Here is a 19,129-nt window from a genome sequence, read left to right on the forward strand (position 1 = left end):
GGGACGTCGGCGGACGTGGGTTCACCGGGCGTTGGTTGTGCGGTCACTACTTGTGCATTCACTGGTTCGGCGGGCACTGGTTCTGCGGTCACGACTGCGAGGAGCGCTGTGCAGCCGCCTTCGCGGCCGCGGTGGCAGCCCGGGTCGCCGCAGCCTTGGCCGCGGTCGCGGCCTTCTGGGCCGGGGTGCGCTGGGCCCGCACCGTCGTGGTGGCGCCCGACGGGGTCGGCTTCTTGGCGGCCGTCTTCCGGGCCGGGGCCTTCTTCACCGCCGCCTTCTTCACGGGCGCCTTCTTCACCGCCGCCTTCTTCGCCGGGGCCTTCTTCGCGGGGCCCTTCTTCACGGCCGGACCCTTGGCGCGCTTGTCGGCGAGCAGCTGCACGGCACGGTCGTAGTCGACCTCCTCCACCGTCTCGGCCTTCGGGATGGTGGCGTTGGTCTCGCCGTCGGTGACGTAGGCGCCGAACCGGCCGTCCTTGATCTTGATCGCCTTGCCGCTCTCGGGGTCGGGCGTCTCGAACTCCTTGAGCGCGCTCGACGCCCGCCGGGCGCCGTACTTGGGCTGGGCATACAGCTCGATCGCGCCGGGCAGGTCGATCTCGAAGATCTGGTCTTCGCTGGTCAGCGACCGGGTGTCGACGCCCTTCTTGAGGTACGGGCCGAACTTGCCGTTCTGGGCCGTGATCTCCGCGCCAGTCTCCGGGTCGATGCCGACCACGCGCGGTAGGGCGAGCAGGTGCAGCGCGGTATCGAGGTCGATCGTGGCCAGGTCCATCGTCTTGAACAGCGAAGCCGTGCGGGGTTTCACCGCGGCGACCTTCTTCGCCGGGGTCTTGCGCTTGGGCTTCGCGGCCACGGCCGTGGCCGTCGCCTTCGTCGTGGAGGCGGCCTCGGCGGCGGCCGAATCGGCGAGCAGGGTGACCTCGCCGGTGACCGGGTCGATGGTCTCGCCTGGTTCGACGACCTCGGGCTCGGGCTCCAGCTCGGTGACGTAGGGGCCGAACCGGCCGTCCTTGGCCACGATGCGCTTGCCGTTCTCCGGGTTCTCGCCGATGACGCGGTCGGTGATGACCGGCGCGTCGATGAGTTCGCGGGCCTTCGCCGGGGTCAGTTCGTCGGGGGCCAGGTCCGGCGGGATGTTCACCCGGCGCGGCGGGGCATCCGGTGCCGCATCAGGGTCCTGGACCTCGAGGTAGGGACCGTACTTGCCGATGCGCAGGGTGATGTCGTCGCCGATGGGCATCGAGTTGACCTGGCGGGCGTCGATCTCACCGAGGTTGTCGATGACCTGCCGCAGGCCGCGGTGCTTGTCGGAGCCGAAGTAGAAGCTGGTCAACCAGTCCACCCGGTCGGCCTTGCCGTCGGCGATGCGGTCGAGGTCGTCTTCCATCTCGGCCGTGAAGTCGTACTCGACCAGGTCGGAGAAGTATTCCTCGAGCAGGCGAACAACGGAGAAGGCGATCCAGTTGGGCACCAGCGACTGGCCGCGCGGGGTGACGTAGCCGCGCTCGGTGATCGTGGAGATGATCGACGCGTAGGTCGAGGGGCGGCCGATGCCGAGCTCCTCGAGCTTCTTGACCAGGCTCGCCTCGGTGTAGCGGGCGGCCGGAGTGGTCTCGTGGCCCTTGGCCTCCACCTCGAGGAGGGTCAGCTTCTGACCCTCCTCGAGCGGCGGCAGCTTGGATTCGGTGGCGTCGGTGGGCGCGTTGCGCTCCTCGTCACGGGACTCCTCGTAGGCCAGCATGAAGCCGCGGAACGTGATCACGGTGCCGCTGGCGGCGAACTCGGCGAGCGCCCCGGATGCGGCGGGGTGCGTCGACGCGCCGGTCGGTCCGGCCGCGATGGTGACCGACGCCGTCGAACCGGTCGCGTCCGCCATCTGCGAGGCGACGGTGCGCTTCCAGATCAGGTCGTACAGCTTGAAGTCGTTGCCGCGCAGAGTGGAGGCGAGCGACGGAGGGGTGCGGAACGTGTCGCCGGACGGGCGGATGGCCTCGTGCGCCTCCTGCGCGTTCTTACTCTTGCCCTTGTACAGGCGGGGCTTGTCGGGCACGGTCTCAGGGCCGTAGAGCGCCGACGCCTGGGTGCGTGCGGCCGTGATCGCCTGCTGCGACAGCGACGGCGAGTCGGTTCGCATATAGGTGATGTACCCGTTTTCGTAGAGCGACTGGGCCACGCTCATGGTCTGGCGGGCGGTAAAGCGTAGCTTGCGGGCGGCTTCCTGCTGCAGGGTCGAGGTGGTGAAGGGCGCGGCTGGGCTGCGACGGTAAGGCTTGGCGGCCACCTTGGTCACGGTCAGGGCGACCGACGGTTCCTTCAGGGCGGTCGCCAAGGCGAGGGCGGATGCCTCGTCGAGCGTGACCGCCGTCACCTTCGGCTTGAGCCGGCCGAGGTCGTCGAAGTCGCCGCCGGAGGCGATGCGCTCGCCGTTCAGGCGCACGAGCTTGGACTGGAACGCGGCATCGGTCGTCGAGGTTCCGGGGGCGAGCTGTGCGATCAAGTCCCAGTAGCCGGCGGACACGAACGCGAGGCGCTCGCGTTCGCGCTCGACGACGAGGCGGGTCGCCGCGGACTGGACGCGTCCGGCGGACAGTCCGGGGCCGACCTTGCGCCAGAGCACCGGGGAGATCTCGTAGCCATAGATTCGGTCGAGGATGCGCCGGGTCTCCTGCGCGTCGACGAGGGCGGTGTCGAGGTCGCGGGTGTTGTCCTTCGCCCGAAGGATCGCTTCCTTGGTGATCTCGTGGAAGACCATGCGCTTGACCGGGACCTTGGGCTGCAGGACCTGCAGCAGATGCCAGGCGATGGCCTCGCCTTCGCGGTCCTCATCAGTTGCGAGCAGGAGTTCGTCGGCGTTCTTCATGGCCCGTTTGAGTTCGGCCACAGTCTTCTTCTTTGCGTCGGACACGACGTAGTACGGCTCGAAGCCGTTCTCCACGTCGACCGAGAACTTGCCGAGCGGGCCCTTTTTCAATTCGGGCGGCAGGTTCTTGGGCTCGATCAAGTCGCGAATGTGGCCGACCGAGGACAAGACCTCGTAGCCGTCGCCCAGATAGGCGGCGATCGACTTCATCTTCGTCGGCGATTCGACAATGACCAGCTTCTTAGTGCCTGGCACCAGACTCCTCTTTATAGGTACGGGTCCAAGTGGGCCATGGCACACCATACACACTGCAATATGGTGCCTGCCTAATCGAGCGCGCCGGGCGGGTCCATGGGGGGTTGCCACGCCTGCGCTGGTGGAGACAATTGGAGCATGGCTAATTCAGCGACGGGCACGTACACCGCGAAGCTCACGGACGGCCCCCTTCAAGGCAAGACAGTCACCACAGAATTCCTGGAATCCGGCGATCCGCGGCCGCGACTCGAGATCCCCGCCGACGGCAACAAGCGCTACCTTTATCTGCGCGGCTCCGGCCTCGAATTCGACTCTACCGAATCCCCGGAGCGGCCCACTGCCGTCGACTACCGGTATGTTGAGGCCCTCTTCGGCTGAGCCGCCTCTCCCCACCTTCCCGACGAGACCTCCCGTCGGTGCTGTCAGTCTCCCCGCCCGGCTGAAACGTGGTCAGCCGGCGGGGCCGCCGGGCGAGTCGGGCGGCCCCGCCCGCGCCTGGGCGACCAGTTCGAACCCGAGGTAGCCGCGCATCGCCGTCACGGACGAGATCAGCCCCTCCACCGTGCAGACGGTGACAGATGCCCCGTTCAACTTCGCGGCCTCGGCCGCTGCCGCGCACGGCACCCCGGCCACGGCGCCCGAGGCGGTGTCGGCGGCGGCGAGCGCCGCGGCATCCGCTGCCCCCTGCACCATCTGGCCGACCGCCAGGGCGGCGAACAGCGGCAGCAGCACCGCCGTCAGGAGCACGACCGCACCCAGCACGCCGAGCATGAGCACCGTGCCCGAGCCGCGCTCGGGTGCTGACGCGCGCCGGGGCCTCACAGGCCGCCGCCCAGCGCGCAGGACCCGGCCCGGAGCGTGAGGCCGAAGGCCGCGAACGCGGCGAACGAGCTCGGTGCGCTCAGGTTCACGCAGACGAACTCGCCTCGGCGCTCGGGGGTCATCGAGGCCCCCTGCACCGCCTGCTGCACCAGCCCCGCGGCCCGGCCGACGCTGTCGCCGCGGGCGAGGGACCGGGCGGCGTCGGCCGCGGCATCCGTGAGGCGCACCTGCTGGCCGACCACCTGCAGGGCGCCCAGGCAGATGGCGAGTACCAGCAGCACGGCGGGAACGACCGTCGCGAACTCGGCGGTGACGCTGCCGCGGTCGCAGTCGCAGTCGCAGTGGCCCGGGTCAGGGTCAGGGCCGGGGCCGGGGTCAGGCCGACGGCTACCCCACGGAGAGCGCACTGCGCACCAGCTCGGTGAGGATGCCGCGCACCTCGTCGCCGCGCAGGATGACGATCAGCAGGCCGGCGAATCCGACAGCGGCCATGGTGGCGACGGCGTATTCGGCGGTGGCCGCGCCCGTCTCGGCCCGCAGGCCGCACGGCAGCCTGAACCGGCCGGGACGAGGCAGCCGGGGTGCCGGCACCGCCCCGTGCAGGAAGTCGTGGCCGAACCCGGGAGAGTGGGCCGGTTGGGCGATCGGGTCGGCGGCAGAATCGGCGATCGGGTGGGTGGTCGGTTCCGGGGCGGAATCGGTGGTCGGTTCGATAGCGGGCATTCGTTCGTCTCCTTCTGGCGTCGAGCGACGCGGTGTGTGGGCGGCACGAGTGGTCTCAGACTGGCGCGGGCGAGGGCCGGATCACCGGGGCCCGGCGCACCGGTGCACAACTTCAGAAAACGAGCACTGTGGACGAGAGGACGGTCATCAGCAGAGGCAGGACTCCGATCAGCATGAACGCCGGCAGCACGCACACCCCGAGCGGGATCATCAGCGTGACCGCGAGGGTGGCGGCCCGGTGCTGGCCGTCGCTCCGGGCCTGCCGGCGCAGCTGGTCGGCCTCACTGCGCAACAGCTCCGCGGCGGGAACGCCGGCCCGCACCGACAGCGCGAGCACCCGGTCGATGGTGGCCGCCGAGTCCGCTCGGTGCAGGGCGAACCGCTGAGCCGCCGTATCGACCAGGGCCCGGGCGCGGTCGACCGAGCCGCCGCCGGTCATAGCGATGGCGGTGAGGTCCAGTTCGAGCCCGGGGGTCGGATCCCGCGCCCGGGCGGAGTGCACGAGCCGCCGGTTCCACTGGTCCGCCGCGAGCATCAGGGCGGCGCCGACGGCCAGGCAGGCCCAGCCGGGCGCGGTGAGGAACAGCGTCTGCAGCGTGTTGAAACCCAGCAGGCTGCCGAACAGCACCCCGACCACCGGCAGGAACGCGACCATCCGTGCCGTGGCACTCGGCCCGGCGAGCGCCACGGCAAGGTCGGCGTGTAGCTCGCCGAGTTGCCGGAAGGAGGACGCCAGTTGCCGCAGACAGCCGGCCAGCGGCGCCCCGGCCTGCGTCGCCACCTGCCAGGCCGCGGCGAGGCCCAGCCAGGCCGCGCCGATCTGGCCGCCGAGCGCGCGCGCCTCGACAGCCACGGCGTCGGCGATGTTGTCGCCGCGGCGGCCGGCGTCGGCCGCTGCCCGGATGATCCGCGACGCCGGGGAGGGCTGAGGCGGCGGGGTTGACCACGGCTTCGACTTCGACTTCGACTTCGACGCGCGATTCGACGCGAGATTCGACGCGAGATTCGACAGGAGATTCGACGCGAACGCCAACCCCGACGTCGGTGGTTGCGACTCCTCGCCGCCGGGGTACGGGTCACCGGGTTCGAGGTAGGCCCACGCGGACGCCGGGGAGACGCCGGCGGCGAGAAGAACAGCGATGCGCTGCGTCACCTGCGCCACCTCCTCGATCGCCGGACTGGCCGGACCGTGCCCCCGCCCCCGCCTCACGCCGAGCCATCTGCCGCGTCTCAACCCGGACCTCCGGGCTCTCCGGTCTCGGCGGGCGCTGCGGCCCGCCGCCCACGGGCGCGGACCGGCGCGCCGGAGTCTTCCGGGGACGAGTTCCCCGCGCCGGAGTCTTCCCGCCCCGAGTCCTCCGGGGCCGCGGGTACCACCAGCAGCCGGTCCCGGGCGTCCAGCGCGAACCGGCCGAGCGGGGCGAGCCGGCGGCGGCCGTCGCGGCGCTCGAGGTGCAGCACCAGCCCGATCGCGCTGACCGCCTGTCGGGCCACGGCTTCCGGGCTCAGGCCGGCGAGGGCGCCGAGGGCCTCGAGCCGGGCAGGAACGTCCTGCAGGGAGTTCGCGTGCAGGGTACCGGCACCGCCGTCGTGGCCGGTGTTGAGGGCGGACAGCAGCTCCCGGATCTCGGCCCCCCGGCATTCGCCGAGCACGAGCCGGTCGGGGCGCATCCGTAGCGCCTCGCGCAGCAGGCTCTCCAGGCCGATCCGGCCGGCACCCTCGAGGTTGGGTTGCCGAGCCTCGAGCGCCACGACGTGGGGGTGGTCGATGCGCAGTTCGGCGACGTCCTCGATGGCCACGATGCGCTCGCCCGGCGGCGCTTCGCCCAGCAGCGCCGCGAGAAGGGTGGTCTTGCCGCTGCCGGCGGCGCCGGTGATGAGCAGGTTCTCACGCCGGTGCACGGCCGCGCGCAGTCGGTCGGCGACGGCGACGGATGCCTCCCCCACCCCGAACAGACCCGCGGCGTCGAGCGCGGCGAGGCTCAGTCGCTCGGCGCGAGGCAGCCGGATGGACAGCAGCGTGCCCGTGCTCGACGCCGGCGGCAGCACCGCATGCACCCGGATGCCGTCGGACAGTCGCACATCGACGCAGGGACTGGCCTCGTCGATGTGGCGCCCGCCGAGGGCGATCAGGCGCACCGCCAGCTCCCGCACGGCCGGTTCGGGGCAACTCCACCCCTGCTCGGGCAGCAGACCACAGCCGGCATCCACCCACAGCCCGGCGGCCCCGTTGACGAACAGGTCGGTGACCTCGCCGTCGGCGGCGAACGCGGCGAGCGGGCCCAGCCCGGACACGTCGAGAGGCCGGGCCGGCGGGGCACCCGGCGGGAGGACGCCGGGCGGGAGGGCACCCGACGGGAGGGCACCCGGCGGGAGGGCACCCGACGGGAGGGCACCCGGCGGGAGGGCACCCGGCGGGAGGGCACCCGGCGGGAGGGCACCCGGCGGGAGGAGGCCCGGCGGGAGGACGCCCGGCGGAGGGGCATCCGTTCGGGTGGACGCAGGCGCGCGATAGGAGGGGACGGCGACGAACGGCTCGGGCATGCGCCGACGTTAGACCGGTGGTGTGGGCGGAAACCGCGGCGCGCGAGAGCCGAACGGAGTCCGGGCCACCGCTCGGCTGGGGAGGAGAGGCACAACACCCAACGACCGCCGGGCGAACCACCGGTTAAAAAAAGGGGGGCGGCACCTATTGGGGGGAACAGGTGCCGCCTCGGCAGTGCGCTGATTGGGGGGAACCAAACACACCGCAGGTCAAAACTTTCGTTCGGACGAGAGTCAATCTACAAGGGGAATTACAGATGCGCAAGTCCCCTATGTCCTCATAAATGAGGACACAGAACCGTCGGGCCTGATGAGACCACAATTGGGGGTGTGAACGCGCCGCAATTTCGCGCAACCTGAGCGGCGCATGCCGCCCTGTAGGGTTCAAGAGGGGGCTGGGTTAACGCGCCCGATACACGCAGCGATCGCAAAGGAGCGACATACGTATGAGCGTCAAGATCGATAACCTTCTCCACGAATCCCGCAGATTCCCGCCGACGCCGGAGTTTGCCGCACAGTCCATCGCCAAGCCACAGATCTATCAGGATGCCGCGGACGACCGCCTGAAATTCTGGGCTGATCAGGCTCGCGAGCTGCTGCACTGGCACAAGCCGTTCACCAAAACGCTGGACTGGACGAACCCGCCGTTCGCGAAATGGTTCGAAGACGGCGAACTCAACGTGGCCTGGAACTGCCTCGACCGGCACGTGCTCGCCGGCAACGGCGACCGCGTCGCGCTGCACTTCGAGGGCGAGCCCGGCGACTCCCGCGACATCACGTATGCCGAACTCACTGCCGAAGTGAAGCGTGCTGCGAATGTGCTGATAAAGCTCGGCGTCAACGCCGGAGACCGGGTCGCGATCTACCTGCCGATGATCCCGGAAGCGGTCATCTCGATGCTCGCCGTGGCCCGCATCGGCGCCGTGCACTCGGTCATCTTCGGCGGATTCAGCGCCGAGAGCCTCCGGTCGCGCATCGACGACGCCAGCGCCGTGCTCGTGATCACCGCCGACGGCGGCTACCGCAAGGGCAAGGCCTCCGCGTTGAAGCCGGCCGTCGACGCGGCCCTGGAGAGCGGCGAGACGACCGTGCGCAACGTGCTCGTGGTCAAGCGCACCGAGGGTTTCGTGGAGTGGTTCGACCGCGACCTGTGGTGGCATGACGAGCTCGCGTCGGTCGAAGCCGAGCACGAGGCGCTGGGCTTCCCGGCCGAGAACCCGCTGTTCATCCTCTACACGTCCGGCACCACCGGCAAGCCCAAGGGCATCCTGCACACCACCGGCGGCTACCTCACCCAGGCGGCCTTCACCCACAAGAACGTGTTCGACCTGCACCCCGAGACGGATGTCTACTGGTGCACCGCCGACGTCGGCTGGATCACCGGCCACAGCTACGTGGTCTACGGCCCGCTCGCCAACGGCGCCACCCAGGTGCTCTTCGAGGGCACCCCGGATTCCCCGCACCCCGGCCGGTGGTGGGAAATCGTCGAGAAGTACAAGGTGAGCATCCTGTACACGGCGCCCACGGCCATCCGTACCTTCATGAAGCTGGGACGCCAGATTCCGCAGGGCTTCGACCTGACCAGCCTGCGCCTGCTCGGTTCGGTGGGCGAGCCCATCAACCCGGAGGCGTGGATGTGGTACCGCGAGGTCATCGGCGGCAACGTCGCGCCCGTGGTCGACACCTGGTGGCAGACCGAGACCGGGGCGATCATGATCTCCGCCCTGCCCGGTGTGACCACAACCAAGCCCGGGTCGGCGCAGAGCCCGATCCCCGGCGTCGTGATCGACGTGCTCGACGACGAGGGCAACCACGTGGGCCGCGACAACGGTGGCCTCCTCGTAGTGACCGAACCGTGGCCGTCGATGCTGCGCGGCATCTGGGGTGACCCGGAGCGCTTCAAGGAGACGTACTGGGAGAAGTTCGGTTCGGAGAACCCGCGCTACTTCGCCGGCGATGGCGCCCGCCTCGACCGTGACGGCGAGATCTGGCTGCTCGGCCGGGTCGACGACGTGATGAACGTGTCAGGACACCGCCTGTCGACGGCCGAGATCGAGTCGTCGCTCGTGGCGCACCCGATGACCGCCGAGGCGGCCGTCGTCGGGGCGCACGACGACATGACCGGCCAGGCCGTGGTGGCGTTCGTCATCATCAAGTACAGCCACCTGGAGGAGTCCTCGCACGAGGACATCCAGACCGTGCTGCGGGCGCACGTGTCCCAGCAGATCGGTGCCATCGCCCGGCCCCGGCAGATCTACATCGTGAGCGAGCTGCCGAAGACGCGCTCGGGCAAGATCATCCGGCGTCTGCTGCAGGATGTCGCGGAGGGCCGCGAGGTCGGCGACACCACCACCCTGGCCGACACCTCGGTGATGACGGCGATCGTCTCCACCCTGAAGTAGCCCTCTCCTCACCAACTCGACGGAGATTTTCGCAAAAACCGGCCCACAACATCCGTTTGGGCCCGTTTGAGTGAAAATCTCCGTCGAATTCGTTCGCGCGTCAGGAGATCAGGCGCGGCAACGCGTCAGGCGATCAGGCGGTCAGCGTCAGGCGATCAGCGTCAGGCGATCAGCGTCAGGCGGTCAGTGTCAGGCGATCAGCGTCAGGCGATCAGCGTCAGGCGAAGGAGACGATGAGCTCCAGCTCGACCGGGGAATCCAGCGGCAGAACGGCGACGCCGACGGCCGAGCGGGCGTGCACGCCCCGGTCCCCGAAGATCTCACCGAGCACCTGTGAGGCACCGTTGACGACACCGGGCTGGCCGGTGAACGACGGGTCGGATGCGACGAAACCGGTGACCTTGACGACCTGCGTGACGCGGTCGAGGGACCCGATCACGGCCTGGATGGCGGCGAGCGCATTGAGCGCGCACTGCCGGGCGTAGTCGTGGGCGTCGGCGGCCGGCACGAGGCCGTGTCCGTCGCCGACCTTGCCGGTGGCCGGCAGGGCCCCCGAGACCATCGGCAGCTGGCCGCTGGTGAACACCAGCGAGCCGGACACGACGGCCGGCACGTACGTCGCCACGGGCGGCACGACGCTCGGCAGCTCGATGCCGAGTTCAGCCAGACGGGCGTCGATCTGCGACACGGCTCAGGCTCTTTCGGTGGCGACGGGACGCTTGAGGTAGGCGACGAGCCCACCCTCCGGTCCGGGAACGACCTGCACGAGTTCCCATCCCTCCGAGCCCCAATTGTTCAGAATGGCAGCTGTGTTGTGAATCATCAGCGGCGTCGTGAGGTACTCCCAGGCAGGCATATGGCTCCGATTCAGGCGGTTATTCAGATTTGTCAATTAGTCTCAAGTGTATGTCTGCCAAAAATCGTACGGTTAGTGGAGCGCTCGGCGGGCTCCTGGGTTTCGTTGGGATGAGCGCCGTCGCCGGCATCCTCGTCGCCGCTGCTGTAACTCCCGCTTTGGCCCTCTCCGGCATGACGGCCACGAACACGATCAACATGTTCGAGAGCCTGCCCGACTACCTTGCGATCGACCAGCTGGCGCAGAAGAGCAACATCTACGCCACCAACAGTGACGGCAGCACCATGCTCTTGGCCTCGTTCTATGACCAGAACCGCGTCGAAGTCGAGTGGGATGCGATCAGCCCGTTCGTCAAGGATGCCGCGATCGCCGGCGAGGACCCCCGTTTCTACGAGCACGGCGGCATCGACCTCGAGGGAACCGTCAAGGGTGTCGTGAGCACCGTGGCCACCGGCGACGCGCGCGGTGGATCCTCGATCACCCAGCAGTACGTCAAGAACGTGCAGGTGCAGAAGTGCGAGGCCCTGGCCGACGAAGAGAAGCGCATGAGCTGCTACGACCTCGCCACGGAAACCACTCCCGACCGCAAGCTCAAGGAGATGCGCCTCGCCATCGGCGTGGAGAAGCAGTACGCGAAAGATGACATCCTTCGCCAATACCTGAACATTACCGGCTTCGGCGGCACGGTCTACGGCATCGAGTCGGCCGCCAACTACTACTACAACACCAGCGCCGCGGGCCTGACTCTGGCACAGGCAGCAAGCCTGGTCGCGATCGTGAACAACCCGGTCAAGTTCCAGCTCGACAACCCGGAGAGCGAAACCAACGGCGTCGCCAACGGGTATGCCGCCAACAAGGAGCGCCGCGACTACATCCTGGGCGAGATGCTCAAGTACCAGAAGATCACCCAGGAAGACTATGACGCCGCCATAGCCACCGTGATCGAACCGACCATCACGGAGCCGAGCACCGGCTGCGCCACGGCCGGCGGCAGCGCATACTTCTGCGACCTGGTCGTCAACACCCTCCAGAACGACCCGACCTTCGGCGAGGACGCAGTCACCCGCATGGCCAACTTCCGGCGCGGTGGCTACGAGATCTACACCACGCTCGATATCGACCTGCAGATCGCCGCCGAGGGCACCATGAAGAAGCACGTGCCGAAGCAGTATGGGGATTGGGACGTGGGTGGCGTGATCACCAGCGTCGAGGTGGGCACCGGCCGAGTCTTGGCCATGACCCAGAACAAGGATTACAGCCAGGATCCGGCGGTCACCGAGAACAACGCGGATTACACCGGAATCAACTACAACACCAACTACAACGAGGGTGGCTCGCTGGGGTTCCAGCCCGGCTCGACCTACAAGGTCTTCACCCTGGCCGAGTGGCTGACCCAGGGGCACACGCTCAACGAGCGTGTCGACTCCCGCGTCAAGAGCAACTGGGGCGTCTTCAAGAACAGCTGTGAGGGCAACCAAAGCTACGCCTTCGCCCCCAAAAACGACGCGAACGAGTCCGGCAGCAACTACAGCGCGCTGCAGTCGACGATCACCTCGATCAACACCGGATTCATCGGTATGGCGAAGAAGCTGGACCAATGCGGCATCGCCAAGACGGCCGAAGCCTTCGGTGTGGGCCGCGCCGACCTTGAGCCGCTGGACCAGGGGCCGTCGGCTGTGCTCGGGACCAACGAGGTCGCCCCGCTGAGCATGGCCATCGCCTTCGCCGGAATCGCCAACAACGGTCTCAGCTGCAGCCCGATCGTGATCGACCGGATCGTCGGCGGCGACGGCGACGGCACCGATATGACTCCACCGAAGACAAAGTGCACCCAGGCGGTCACCCCGGAGGTCGACGCCGGCATGACCTACGCCATGCAGAAGGTCATGACCGAGGGAACCGCACGCGCGTCAAATGCCGCAACGTCCCCGAAAGTGCCGATGATCGGCAAGACCGGAACCACCGACGGCAATAAGGACACCTGGATGAGCGGCGCGAGTAGCAAGGTCGCCACCGTGGTCGGCGTCGTCAGCGTCACCGGGGACATCAACCAGCGGCTGGTGGACGATTGGGCGGGCGGCACGGCCGCCACTGCTCGTCACCGCATGTGGCCGGAGGTGATGAGTGTCGCGAACGCGAAGTACGGCGGAGACGCCTTCGCCGAGGCATCCAACAAGGTTCTTCAGACCGTTCAGATTCAGGTCCCCGACCTGCGCGGCAAGTCGATGAGCGAGGCCACCTCCACCCTGACCGGGGCCGGCTTCGACGTGGTCGACGGCGGCGCGACCGACTCCGAGATGCCCGCCGGTACCGTGGCGCGCACCGACCCGGCCGGCGGCTCCAGCGCCAGCCGCGGCTCGACCGTGACCGTCTACTCCAGCAACGGCGCCCTCAAGATCGTGCCCGACGTCGTGGGCAAGACCGAAGCCGAAGCCAATTCCACACTGCAGGGCTTCAGCGTCGCCAAGCAGGAGCAGGACGTAACCGATCCGAAGCAGGTCGGCACGGTGCTCGCGATGACGCCGACCGCCGGCAGCGGCGCCGCCGCGGGCAGCGCCGTCACGATCGTGGTCGGCAAGCTCGCCGCCGGCGTCGCACCGGGCGCCCAACCGAACAATAACGGCAACGGCAACGGCGGGGGCAACGGATGACCCGCGCCAGCGCCGCGGGCTCCGCCCTGGCCGTTAGCGTCGGGGCGGTAGCCGCTGCCGGCGTCGCCGCGTTCGCCTGGGGCTCCCTCGTGGAGCGCCGCATGTTCACCCTCCGCGAGGTTGCCGTTCCGGTGCTCGCGCCGGGATCCGCCTCGATCAAGGTACTGCACCTCTCCGACCTGCACATGGCCCCGTGGCAGCGGGACAAGCAGGAGTGGGTGCGCGGCCTGGCCGATCTCGAGCCTGACCTCGTCGTGAACACCGGCGACAACCTCGGCCACGCCGACGGCATCTCCGGAATCGAGTACGCCCTGGAGCCCTTCCACGGTATCCCGGGAATCTTCGTCAACGGATCCAATGACTACTACGGTCCGATGCTGAAGAATCCGCTGGCGTATTTCGGCGCCCCGTCGCTGCTGCGCACGGCACTGCACGAGAAGCTCGACATCGACCACCTGCACCGCGTGTTCGCCGACCTCGGCTGGCTCGACCTCGACAATGCGGCCGCCGCACTCGACATCAACGGCACCCACCTGGAACTGTTCGGAGTGGACGACCCGCACGTCGGGTTTGACCGCCTCGACTTGATCACCCGGGCCATCGACGACCTGCGCGCGAGCGACCCGCTGTCGGAGGAGCACTGGCCTGACCCGGAAGTGGCTTCCCCGCCGCGATCGACGCTCACCGTGGGTGTCGCCCACGCTCCCTACCAACGCGTGCTGAACTCCTTCGTCAACCACGGCGCCCAGCTGATCCTGGCCGGGCACACGCACGGCGGGCAGGTGTGCGTGCCCCGGTACGGCGCCCTCGTCACCAACTGCGACATCCCGCGCAAGCAGGTGAAGGGGCTCAGCCTCTGGGACTCCGGCCTGCACACGTCCTATCTGAACGTGTCCGCGGGGCTCGGCACGTCGATCTACGCGCCGGTGAGGTTCGCCTGCGCGCCGGAGGCGACTCTGCTGACGCTGACGGCGGCGTAGGTCTCGGATGGCTCGGCGCCGGATGGTCGAGGTAGCGCATCCGGGGGGTTATACTTGACAAGGCTTACGGGCCATCGGGGTATGGCGCAGCTTGGTAGCGCGCGTCGTTCGGGACGACGAGGTCGCAGGTTCAAATCCTGTTACCCCGACAGATTCACAAAACCCTCACTCTTCGGAGTGGGGGTTTTGTAGTTGGCACGGCCAGCCTGGCGGGGCCGGAAGCGCGAGAGGATCTTGTCATGACCGATTCCAGCCCGGACGCCCCCGCACCCGCCGCCATCCCGCGGCACGCCTGGCAGGCCCTGATCGTGCTGCTGGCCGGCATGTTCATGGCGCTGCTCGACACCACGATCGTGAACGTGGCGCTTCCGACCATCCGTACCAGCCTGGACGCCTCGGAGGCCACGCTCTCCTGGATCATCTCCGGCTACGCGCTCGCCTTCGGGATAGCGCTGATCCCCGCCGGACGGCTGGGCGACCGCATCGGCCACAAGTGGGTCTTCTTCACCGGTCTGCTACTGTTCACCCTGGCCAGCCTCGCCTGCGGGCTCGCGCAGAACGACCTGCAGCTGATCATCGCGCGGGTCGTGCAGGGGCTCGCCGGCGGCATGTTCGTGCCGGCCGTGACCGCGGTGATCCAGCTCCTGTTTCCACCCATCGCCCGCGGCAAGGCGTTCGCGATCATGGGCACGGTCATCGGCGTGTCCACGGCGCTCGGCCCGATCGTCGGCGGCCTGATCATCGAGGCCTTCGGCGACGAGAACGGATGGCGCCTGGTCTTCTGGGTCAACCTGCCGATCGGTATCGTCGCCCTCGTCGCGGCGGCGATCCTGCTCCCGGCCGGCTCCGAACGCGCTCCGGGCACCACGAGCGGCGGCATCGACTGGGTGGGCCTGGTGCTGATCTCCACGGGGCTCGTTGCGCTGCTCGTTCCACTGATCGAGGGTGAAGACCGGGGCTGGCCGCTCTGGACCTACCTGACCCTCGCCGCGGGCGCACTTTTGATCGTGGCGTTCGGCTTCTGGGAGGTCGCCTACACCCGGTGGGGCAAGAGCCCGCTGGTGCCACCGAAGCTCTTCCGGCATCCGGCGTTCACCGGCGGCATTGTGCTCGCACTGGTCTATTTCGCGGCGTTCACCAGCATATTCTTCACCATTTCGATTCTCTGGCAGGCTGGGCTCGGGCACACCGCCCTCGAGTCGGGGCTGGTGTCGATCCCGTTCGCGATCGGCACCATCATCGGAGCCTCGCAGAGCAACCGGCTGGCGCAGCGACTCGGCCGCACCGTTCTGGTGATCGGCGTATCCCTGGTCACCGTAGGCCTGCTCTGGATCTGGCTCGCCCTGCTCCTGATCGGCCCTGAGATCACCAACTGGGTTTTGCTGCCGCCGCTGTTGATCGCGGGCCTCGGCAGCGGGTTTTTCATCGCGCCGAACGCCCAGTTCATCGTGGCGACCGTGGACCGCTCCGAGGCAGGCGCGGCCAGCGGCGTGGTCGGCGTCATGCAGCGGATCGGCAGCGCCGTGGGCATCGCCGTGATCGGCAGCGTCTTCTTCGGCACCCTGGTCGTGGCCGGCCCCGGCGCGGAGGCCGTCGCCGCCGGCTTCACCGACAGCGCCACCGCGGCCATGGGCGTGAGCGCCGCGTTCAGCGTGCTGGCGTTGCTGCTCGTGTTCGTTCTGCCGAAACGGGTGTCGGCCGGGCCGTAGGGCCCGGTGCGCGGGTCACTCTCGACCGGAATGGGAACTGTCGGCGGTGGACATCCTTCGGCTCAGAGCGTATTTGCGAGCCCCCGCGCGCGGACGCGTCTACGGTGGATAGATCGACAGTGTTGCGGTCAGGTCCCGGCGCCGTCGGTTTGCCGACCGTGACGTACCGGGGGCGAGACATGACAGACTCGAGCCGCACTCCCCCGCAAGCATCATCGGGCCCTGCCGCGGCGGGCGGAGCCGCACACCCCCGGATTCGTCGATCGGCGCCCTGGCTCATGCTGGTCTATCTGATCGCGCTGGCCTTCATCGCGTTCTGGCCGGTCCCGGTCGACCGGGACGCCCACGACTCCCTGCTGGCCGTCCTCGACTGGCTGCAGGTTCACGGCGCTCCGGCCTGGGTGGGGTACCGCCTGGTCGAATTCGTCGCCAACATCGCATTGTTCGTTCCGGTCGGCCTGTTCGTCACGATCATGACCGGGGCGCGCGGGTGGTGGCTGGCCGTGATGGTCGGGTTCGCGGCGAGCTGCACGATCGAGCTCGGACAGCTCATCTTCAATCCGGACCGGTTCGCCACGGTGTCCGACGTGATCGCGAACACGGTCGGCACAGCTGTCGGAGTGGCGCTCGGGCTGGTTCTGCTGCGCGGCGGCCGCGCGCGCTGACGGGGGCGCCCGTCGGGCTGCCGGGCTCGCTGGCTGCCGGGCTGCCGGGCTACTGGACCGGCTGCCGGCCCGGCTTTCCCGAGTCAGCCACCCGCTGGCGTGCACGACTCCCGCAAACTCCGGCGGGTGAGCCCAATTCACAACCGGCCCTGCAGCAGCAAATGGCAGGAGTTACGCACGCTGCTGCACTGGCCGCCGGCCTCGTCCGGGGCTAATTCAGGAGATCTAGGCTGGATGCCCGGCACAGCCCCGAAATGCAGGGGAAACGGATGACGGTGGCCAGGTTTCTCCTGAGTTCGCACCGGAGCTGGGCGAGAGTAAGGAGCCGGCCAACGATGAAGAGCCCGGGACGGCGCTATCCGAGGGTCTGCAGCTCCGGCCGGTAGGCGCTCAGGGTGTCGGTCTGCAGGCCCTCCCGCACGGCGGCGAGCCCTGCCCAGTCCACGTTCACGATCGACTGGCCGTCGTCTGATGTTCCCGTTCCGTCGGTCGGCATCGTGAAGAATGTGACCTGCGGCTCCCTCACCTCGCGCAGCCCCCAGGCCAGTGCTGTCAGGTAGGCGGAATCGAAGCCCTCATCCACGGCGAGGAAAGGCGTGACCGTCTCCAGCAGACCCGACGTCCTCACCGGATCGGCGAGCACGGACTTGTGCATCATCGCCGAGAGCAGACTCTTGATGATGAGTTGCTGGTTTCGCACCCGCTGAAAGTCGCCGTCCTGGAACGCATACCGCTCCCGCGCGAACGCGATGGCCTCCGCGCCGGTCAGGTGCTGCAAACCCTCATCGAAGAAGCGCCCCTTGAGGTGATAGGAGTCGAAACCGATCGGGTTGTTGATGTCGACGCCGCCGAGGGCATCCGTCACCTGTTCGAACCCGGAGAAATCAACCACGGCCACGTGATCAATGCGAGTGCCGAGCAGGTTCTCCACGGTCTGCACGGCCAGCGGCACGCCGCCCCAGGAGAGCGCGGCGTTGATCTTCGCCTGCCCGTGCCCGGGAACCTCGACCCAGCTGTCGCGCAGGATCGACATGACGAAGAGGTTCTTGCGATCGGCCGGCACGTGCACCACCATCATGGTGTCCGACCGCTCGCCACGGATGTCGGCGAGGTCCTTCCCCGTGGCGCCGCGGGTGTCCGATCCGAGCAGCAGGATATTCTGCGCCTGCCCGGCGGGCACCGCGTCCAGGGCCGCGGACGGGTCGACGGGGGCCGGGGCATCCGTTGCGGCAGCATCCGTTGCTATAGCGCCCGGTGCGGTAGCGCCCGGTGCGGCCCGCGGGCGGGTAGCCTCGTCGGGGAAAGCGTTCGAGATCTTCTCGGTGCCACTGTCGAAGGCGCGGGTCAAGGTGAACGCGTAAATGCCGACCGCTGCGATCGTGACCAGCGCAACCGTCACGAACACAACCAGGGCAATGCGCCAGCGGTGACGTTTGGTCGGCGCTTCATACGCCGGGTCGGGGGTTTTGTGGCGCAGGCCGTTGGTTCCGTTCGGCATTCGGGTTGCCTCCTGTAACCGCTCGCGAGAACGGTGTCGACAACATAGCCCGGTCGTTCCTCACGGGATATGAGAGTTCCCCGCCGGGCTCATGTGCGCGGGGAGTCAGGAGCGCTGCCGGGGAGGTCAGGCGCGTTCAGGGGCGCGCGGCGGCATCCGTCAGCTGGGGAATCAGCGTTTCGAGGAACGCGGCCGTGTCTTCCCAGCCCTCCACGGCCACGCACTCGACGCCGAGGGCCTTGACCGGGTAGTCGTTGCCGTTCTCGTCGAGACGGTCGCCGACGAACAGCATGTCGTCGAGGGGCACACCGGTGAGGGCGGCAAGCTTGAGCATGCCGTAGGCCTTGTCGATGCCGCGGCGGGTGATATCGACCGACGTGGACCCGCCCGAGCGCACCTCGAGCTCGGGCAGCAGCACCTGAACGGCTTCGCGCAGGGTGTTCTTCTTCTCCCCCGTCGGGTCCCATGCTGCTTTGGCCGCCACCGGAGCAGCCTGGCCGAGGGCGGAGAAGGTGATCTGCGAGCCGCGGTCTTCGAGGATCGGACCCCAGGTGTCACTCTCCCAATAACCCAGCGAACGCGCGGAAGCCTCGACGGCGGCGAGGGCATCCGTCTTCTCGTCGTCGGTCAGGTATTCGGCGTAGATTTGAGTCCAGGATCCCTCGGCGTGCCGGTAGTACTGGGTGCCGCAGGTGGGCATGAGGTGCAGGCGCGAGAGGATGTCCTCACTCACGGTGTCGAGGTTGTCGATCAGCTGCATGTGGAACTGGGAGATCTGCCCGCCGGAGATCACGCACACGTCGACGACGCCGAGCAGGCTGACCATGAGTTCCGCCATGCGCGGGTCCAGCGGCGACTTGGATGCGGCGAGCGTGTCATCGAGATCGAAGGCAACCAGGCGGGGAAGTGTCGTCATGTGGGGTGTGTTTCCTTTGTGTCGACTCGGGGCCGTAGTCGTGGCCCGGAGCTTGACGTCACCCATGCGCGACGCCCTCGAAAAGTGTACAGCGGGGGCTCGGCGGCGAGCAGGGGCGGAGTGTGGGGCGGGTTTCGGGGCAACGGATGCCGCAGCGGAGGGCGTGGGGCGGACGGGGCTGCCGCGCGGGGCAGACGTGCGGGGCAGACGTGTAGGGCGGCGGGCGTGGGGGCGCGGGGCAGACG

At 68.5% G+C, this 19,129-nt stretch carries 16 protein-coding genes and 1 tRNA gene; 7 read left to right on the forward strand and 10 right to left on the reverse strand.

Annotated features, from left to right (window positions below; genetic code table 11):
• Positions 1-88: 88 nt before the first annotated feature.
• Positions 89-3,118: a type I DNA topoisomerase gene (gene topA / locus E3T28_RS07925; RefSeq protein ID WP_134429515.1), complete on the reverse strand. Its 3,030-nt coding sequence runs from the start codon at positions 3,116-3,118 to the stop codon at positions 89-91.
• Between the two features lie 138 nt (positions 3,119-3,256).
• On the opposite strand from topA, the gene E3T28_RS07930 reads away from it, so the two are divergent.
• Positions 3,257-3,496, forward strand: a complete 240-nt coding sequence (locus E3T28_RS07930; protein WP_134429517.1) for a hypothetical protein — start codon at positions 3,257-3,259, stop codon at positions 3,494-3,496.
• Between the two features lie 72 nt (positions 3,497-3,568).
• Here the strand turns inward: E3T28_RS07930 and E3T28_RS07935 are convergent, their stop codons facing one another.
• The 5 genes from E3T28_RS07935 to E3T28_RS07955 all read right to left on the reverse strand — a co-directional run bounded on the left by E3T28_RS07935 (position 3,569) and on the right by E3T28_RS07955 (position 7,207).
• A complete protein-coding gene (locus tag E3T28_RS07935) occupies positions 3,569-3,940 on the reverse strand; it encodes an Rv3654c family TadE-like protein (RefSeq protein WP_241979227.1) in 372 nt (123 codons plus the stop codon).
• Entirely contained in the window at positions 3,937-4,347 is a 411-nt protein-coding gene (locus E3T28_RS07940) for a TadE family type IV pilus minor pilin (protein WP_134429519.1), read from the reverse strand. The genes E3T28_RS07935 and E3T28_RS07940 overlap by 4 nt, the downstream gene beginning before the upstream one ends.
• Complete coding sequence (locus E3T28_RS07945) at positions 4,328-4,516, reverse strand: DUF4244 domain-containing protein (RefSeq protein WP_370259878.1); 189 nt, start codon at positions 4,514-4,516, stop codon at positions 4,328-4,330. The genes E3T28_RS07940 and E3T28_RS07945 overlap by 20 nt, the downstream gene beginning before the upstream one ends.
• 259 nt (positions 4,517-4,775) lie before the next feature.
• Positions 4,776-5,816: a type II secretion system F family protein gene (locus tag E3T28_RS07950; protein ID WP_134429521.1), complete on the reverse strand. Its 1,041-nt coding sequence runs from the start codon at positions 5,814-5,816 to the stop codon at positions 4,776-4,778.
• A 77-nt stretch (positions 5,817-5,893) separates the two neighbouring features.
• On the reverse strand, positions 5,894-7,207 hold the full coding sequence (locus tag E3T28_RS07955; RefSeq protein ID WP_134429523.1) for a TadA family conjugal transfer-associated ATPase: 1,314 nt from the start codon (positions 7,205-7,207) through the stop codon (positions 5,894-5,896).
• A gap of 446 nt (positions 7,208-7,653) precedes the next feature.
• Between E3T28_RS07955 and acs the strand changes: the two genes are divergently transcribed.
• Positions 7,654-9,609, forward strand: coding sequence for an acetate--CoA ligase (acs, locus tag E3T28_RS07960; protein ID WP_134429525.1), 1,956 nt, complete (start codon positions 7,654-7,656; stop codon positions 9,607-9,609).
• 217 nt (positions 9,610-9,826) lie between these two features.
• Here the strand turns inward: acs and E3T28_RS07965 are convergent, their stop codons facing one another.
• Together E3T28_RS07965 and E3T28_RS07970 are read right to left on the reverse strand one after the other, a co-directional pair.
• Positions 9,827-10,297, reverse strand: coding sequence for a RidA family protein (locus tag E3T28_RS07965; RefSeq protein ID WP_134429527.1), 471 nt, complete (start codon positions 10,295-10,297; stop codon positions 9,827-9,829).
• A 3-nt stretch (positions 10,298-10,300) separates the two neighbouring features.
• Positions 10,301-10,465 carry a Sp36 family protein gene (locus tag E3T28_RS07970; RefSeq protein ID WP_134429529.1) on the reverse strand — a complete coding sequence of 55 codons (165 nt, stop codon included), beginning with the start codon at positions 10,463-10,465 and terminating at the stop codon, positions 10,301-10,303.
• Between the two features lie 110 nt (positions 10,466-10,575).
• Here E3T28_RS07970 and E3T28_RS07975 point away from each other — a divergent pair, with 110 nt between their 5' ends.
• From E3T28_RS07975 to E3T28_RS07995, 5 genes are all read left to right on the forward strand, one after another.
• Positions 10,576-13,116, forward strand: a complete 2,541-nt coding sequence (locus E3T28_RS07975) for a transglycosylase domain-containing protein (protein ID WP_241979228.1) — start codon at positions 10,576-10,578, stop codon at positions 13,114-13,116.
• Positions 13,113-14,096, forward strand: coding sequence for a metallophosphoesterase (locus E3T28_RS07980; protein WP_134429533.1), 984 nt, complete (start codon positions 13,113-13,115; stop codon positions 14,094-14,096). The genes E3T28_RS07975 and E3T28_RS07980 overlap by 4 nt, the downstream gene beginning before the upstream one ends.
• A gap of 75 nt (positions 14,097-14,171) precedes the next feature.
• Positions 14,172-14,245, forward strand: a tRNA-Pro gene (locus E3T28_RS07985).
• 90 nt (positions 14,246-14,335) lie between these two features.
• A complete protein-coding gene (locus E3T28_RS07990; protein WP_134429534.1) occupies positions 14,336-15,805 on the forward strand; it encodes a DHA2 family efflux MFS transporter permease subunit in 1,470 nt (489 codons plus the stop codon).
• Positions 15,806-16,083: 278 nt separating this feature from the next.
• A complete protein-coding gene (locus tag E3T28_RS07995; protein ID WP_166786958.1) occupies positions 16,084-16,470 on the forward strand; it encodes a VanZ family protein in 387 nt (128 codons plus the stop codon).
• A 355-nt stretch (positions 16,471-16,825) separates the two neighbouring features.
• On the opposite strand, the gene E3T28_RS08000 is transcribed toward E3T28_RS07995, so the two are convergent.
• Positions 16,826-17,968, reverse strand: a complete 1,143-nt coding sequence (locus E3T28_RS08000; RefSeq protein ID WP_134429538.1) for an LCP family protein — start codon at positions 17,966-17,968, stop codon at positions 16,826-16,828.
• A 136-nt stretch (positions 17,969-18,104) separates the two neighbouring features.
• Positions 18,105-18,884 (reverse strand): HAD-IIB family hydrolase, encoded by a 780-nt coding sequence (locus E3T28_RS08005; protein ID WP_134429540.1) that lies wholly within the window; start codon positions 18,882-18,884, stop codon positions 18,105-18,107.
• Positions 18,885-19,129 lie beyond the last annotated feature (245 nt).

Origin of the sequence: Cryobacterium sinapicolor (assembly GCF_004403465.1) — a bacterium.
Lineage (GTDB): Bacteria > Actinomycetota > Actinomycetes > Actinomycetales > Microbacteriaceae > Cryobacterium > Cryobacterium sinapicolor.

Excerpts from the sequence above, each read along its gene's own strand:
- E3T28_RS08000 (WP_134429538.1), bottom strand. The coding sequence starts at position 17,968 with ATGCCGAACGGAACCAACGGCCTGCGCCACAAAACCCCCGACCCGGCG.
- E3T28_RS07930 (WP_134429517.1), top strand. The coding sequence starts at position 3,257 with ATGGCTAATTCAGCGACGGGCACGTACACCGCGAAGCTCACGGACGGC.
- E3T28_RS07990 (WP_134429534.1), top strand. The coding sequence starts at position 14,336 with ATGACCGATTCCAGCCCGGACGCCCCCGCACCCGCCGCCATCCCGCGG.
- acs (WP_134429525.1), top strand. The coding sequence starts at position 7,654 with ATGAGCGTCAAGATCGATAACCTTCTCCACGAATCCCGCAGATTCCCG.
- E3T28_RS07955 (WP_134429523.1), bottom strand. The coding sequence starts at position 7,207 with ATGCCCGAGCCGTTCGTCGCCGTCCCCTCCTATCGCGCGCCTGCGTCC.
- E3T28_RS07975 (WP_241979228.1), top strand. The coding sequence starts at position 10,576 with ATGAGCGCCGTCGCCGGCATCCTCGTCGCCGCTGCTGTAACTCCCGCT.
- E3T28_RS07980 (WP_134429533.1), top strand. The coding sequence starts at position 13,113 with ATGACCCGCGCCAGCGCCGCGGGCTCCGCCCTGGCCGTTAGCGTCGGG.
- E3T28_RS07995 (WP_166786958.1), top strand. The coding sequence starts at position 16,084 with ATGCTGGTCTATCTGATCGCGCTGGCCTTCATCGCGTTCTGGCCGGTC.
- E3T28_RS07970 (WP_134429529.1), bottom strand. The coding sequence starts at position 10,465 with ATGCCTGCCTGGGAGTACCTCACGACGCCGCTGATGATTCACAACACA.
- E3T28_RS08005 (WP_134429540.1), bottom strand. The coding sequence starts at position 18,884 with ATGACGACACTTCCCCGCCTGGTTGCCTTCGATCTCGATGACACGCTC.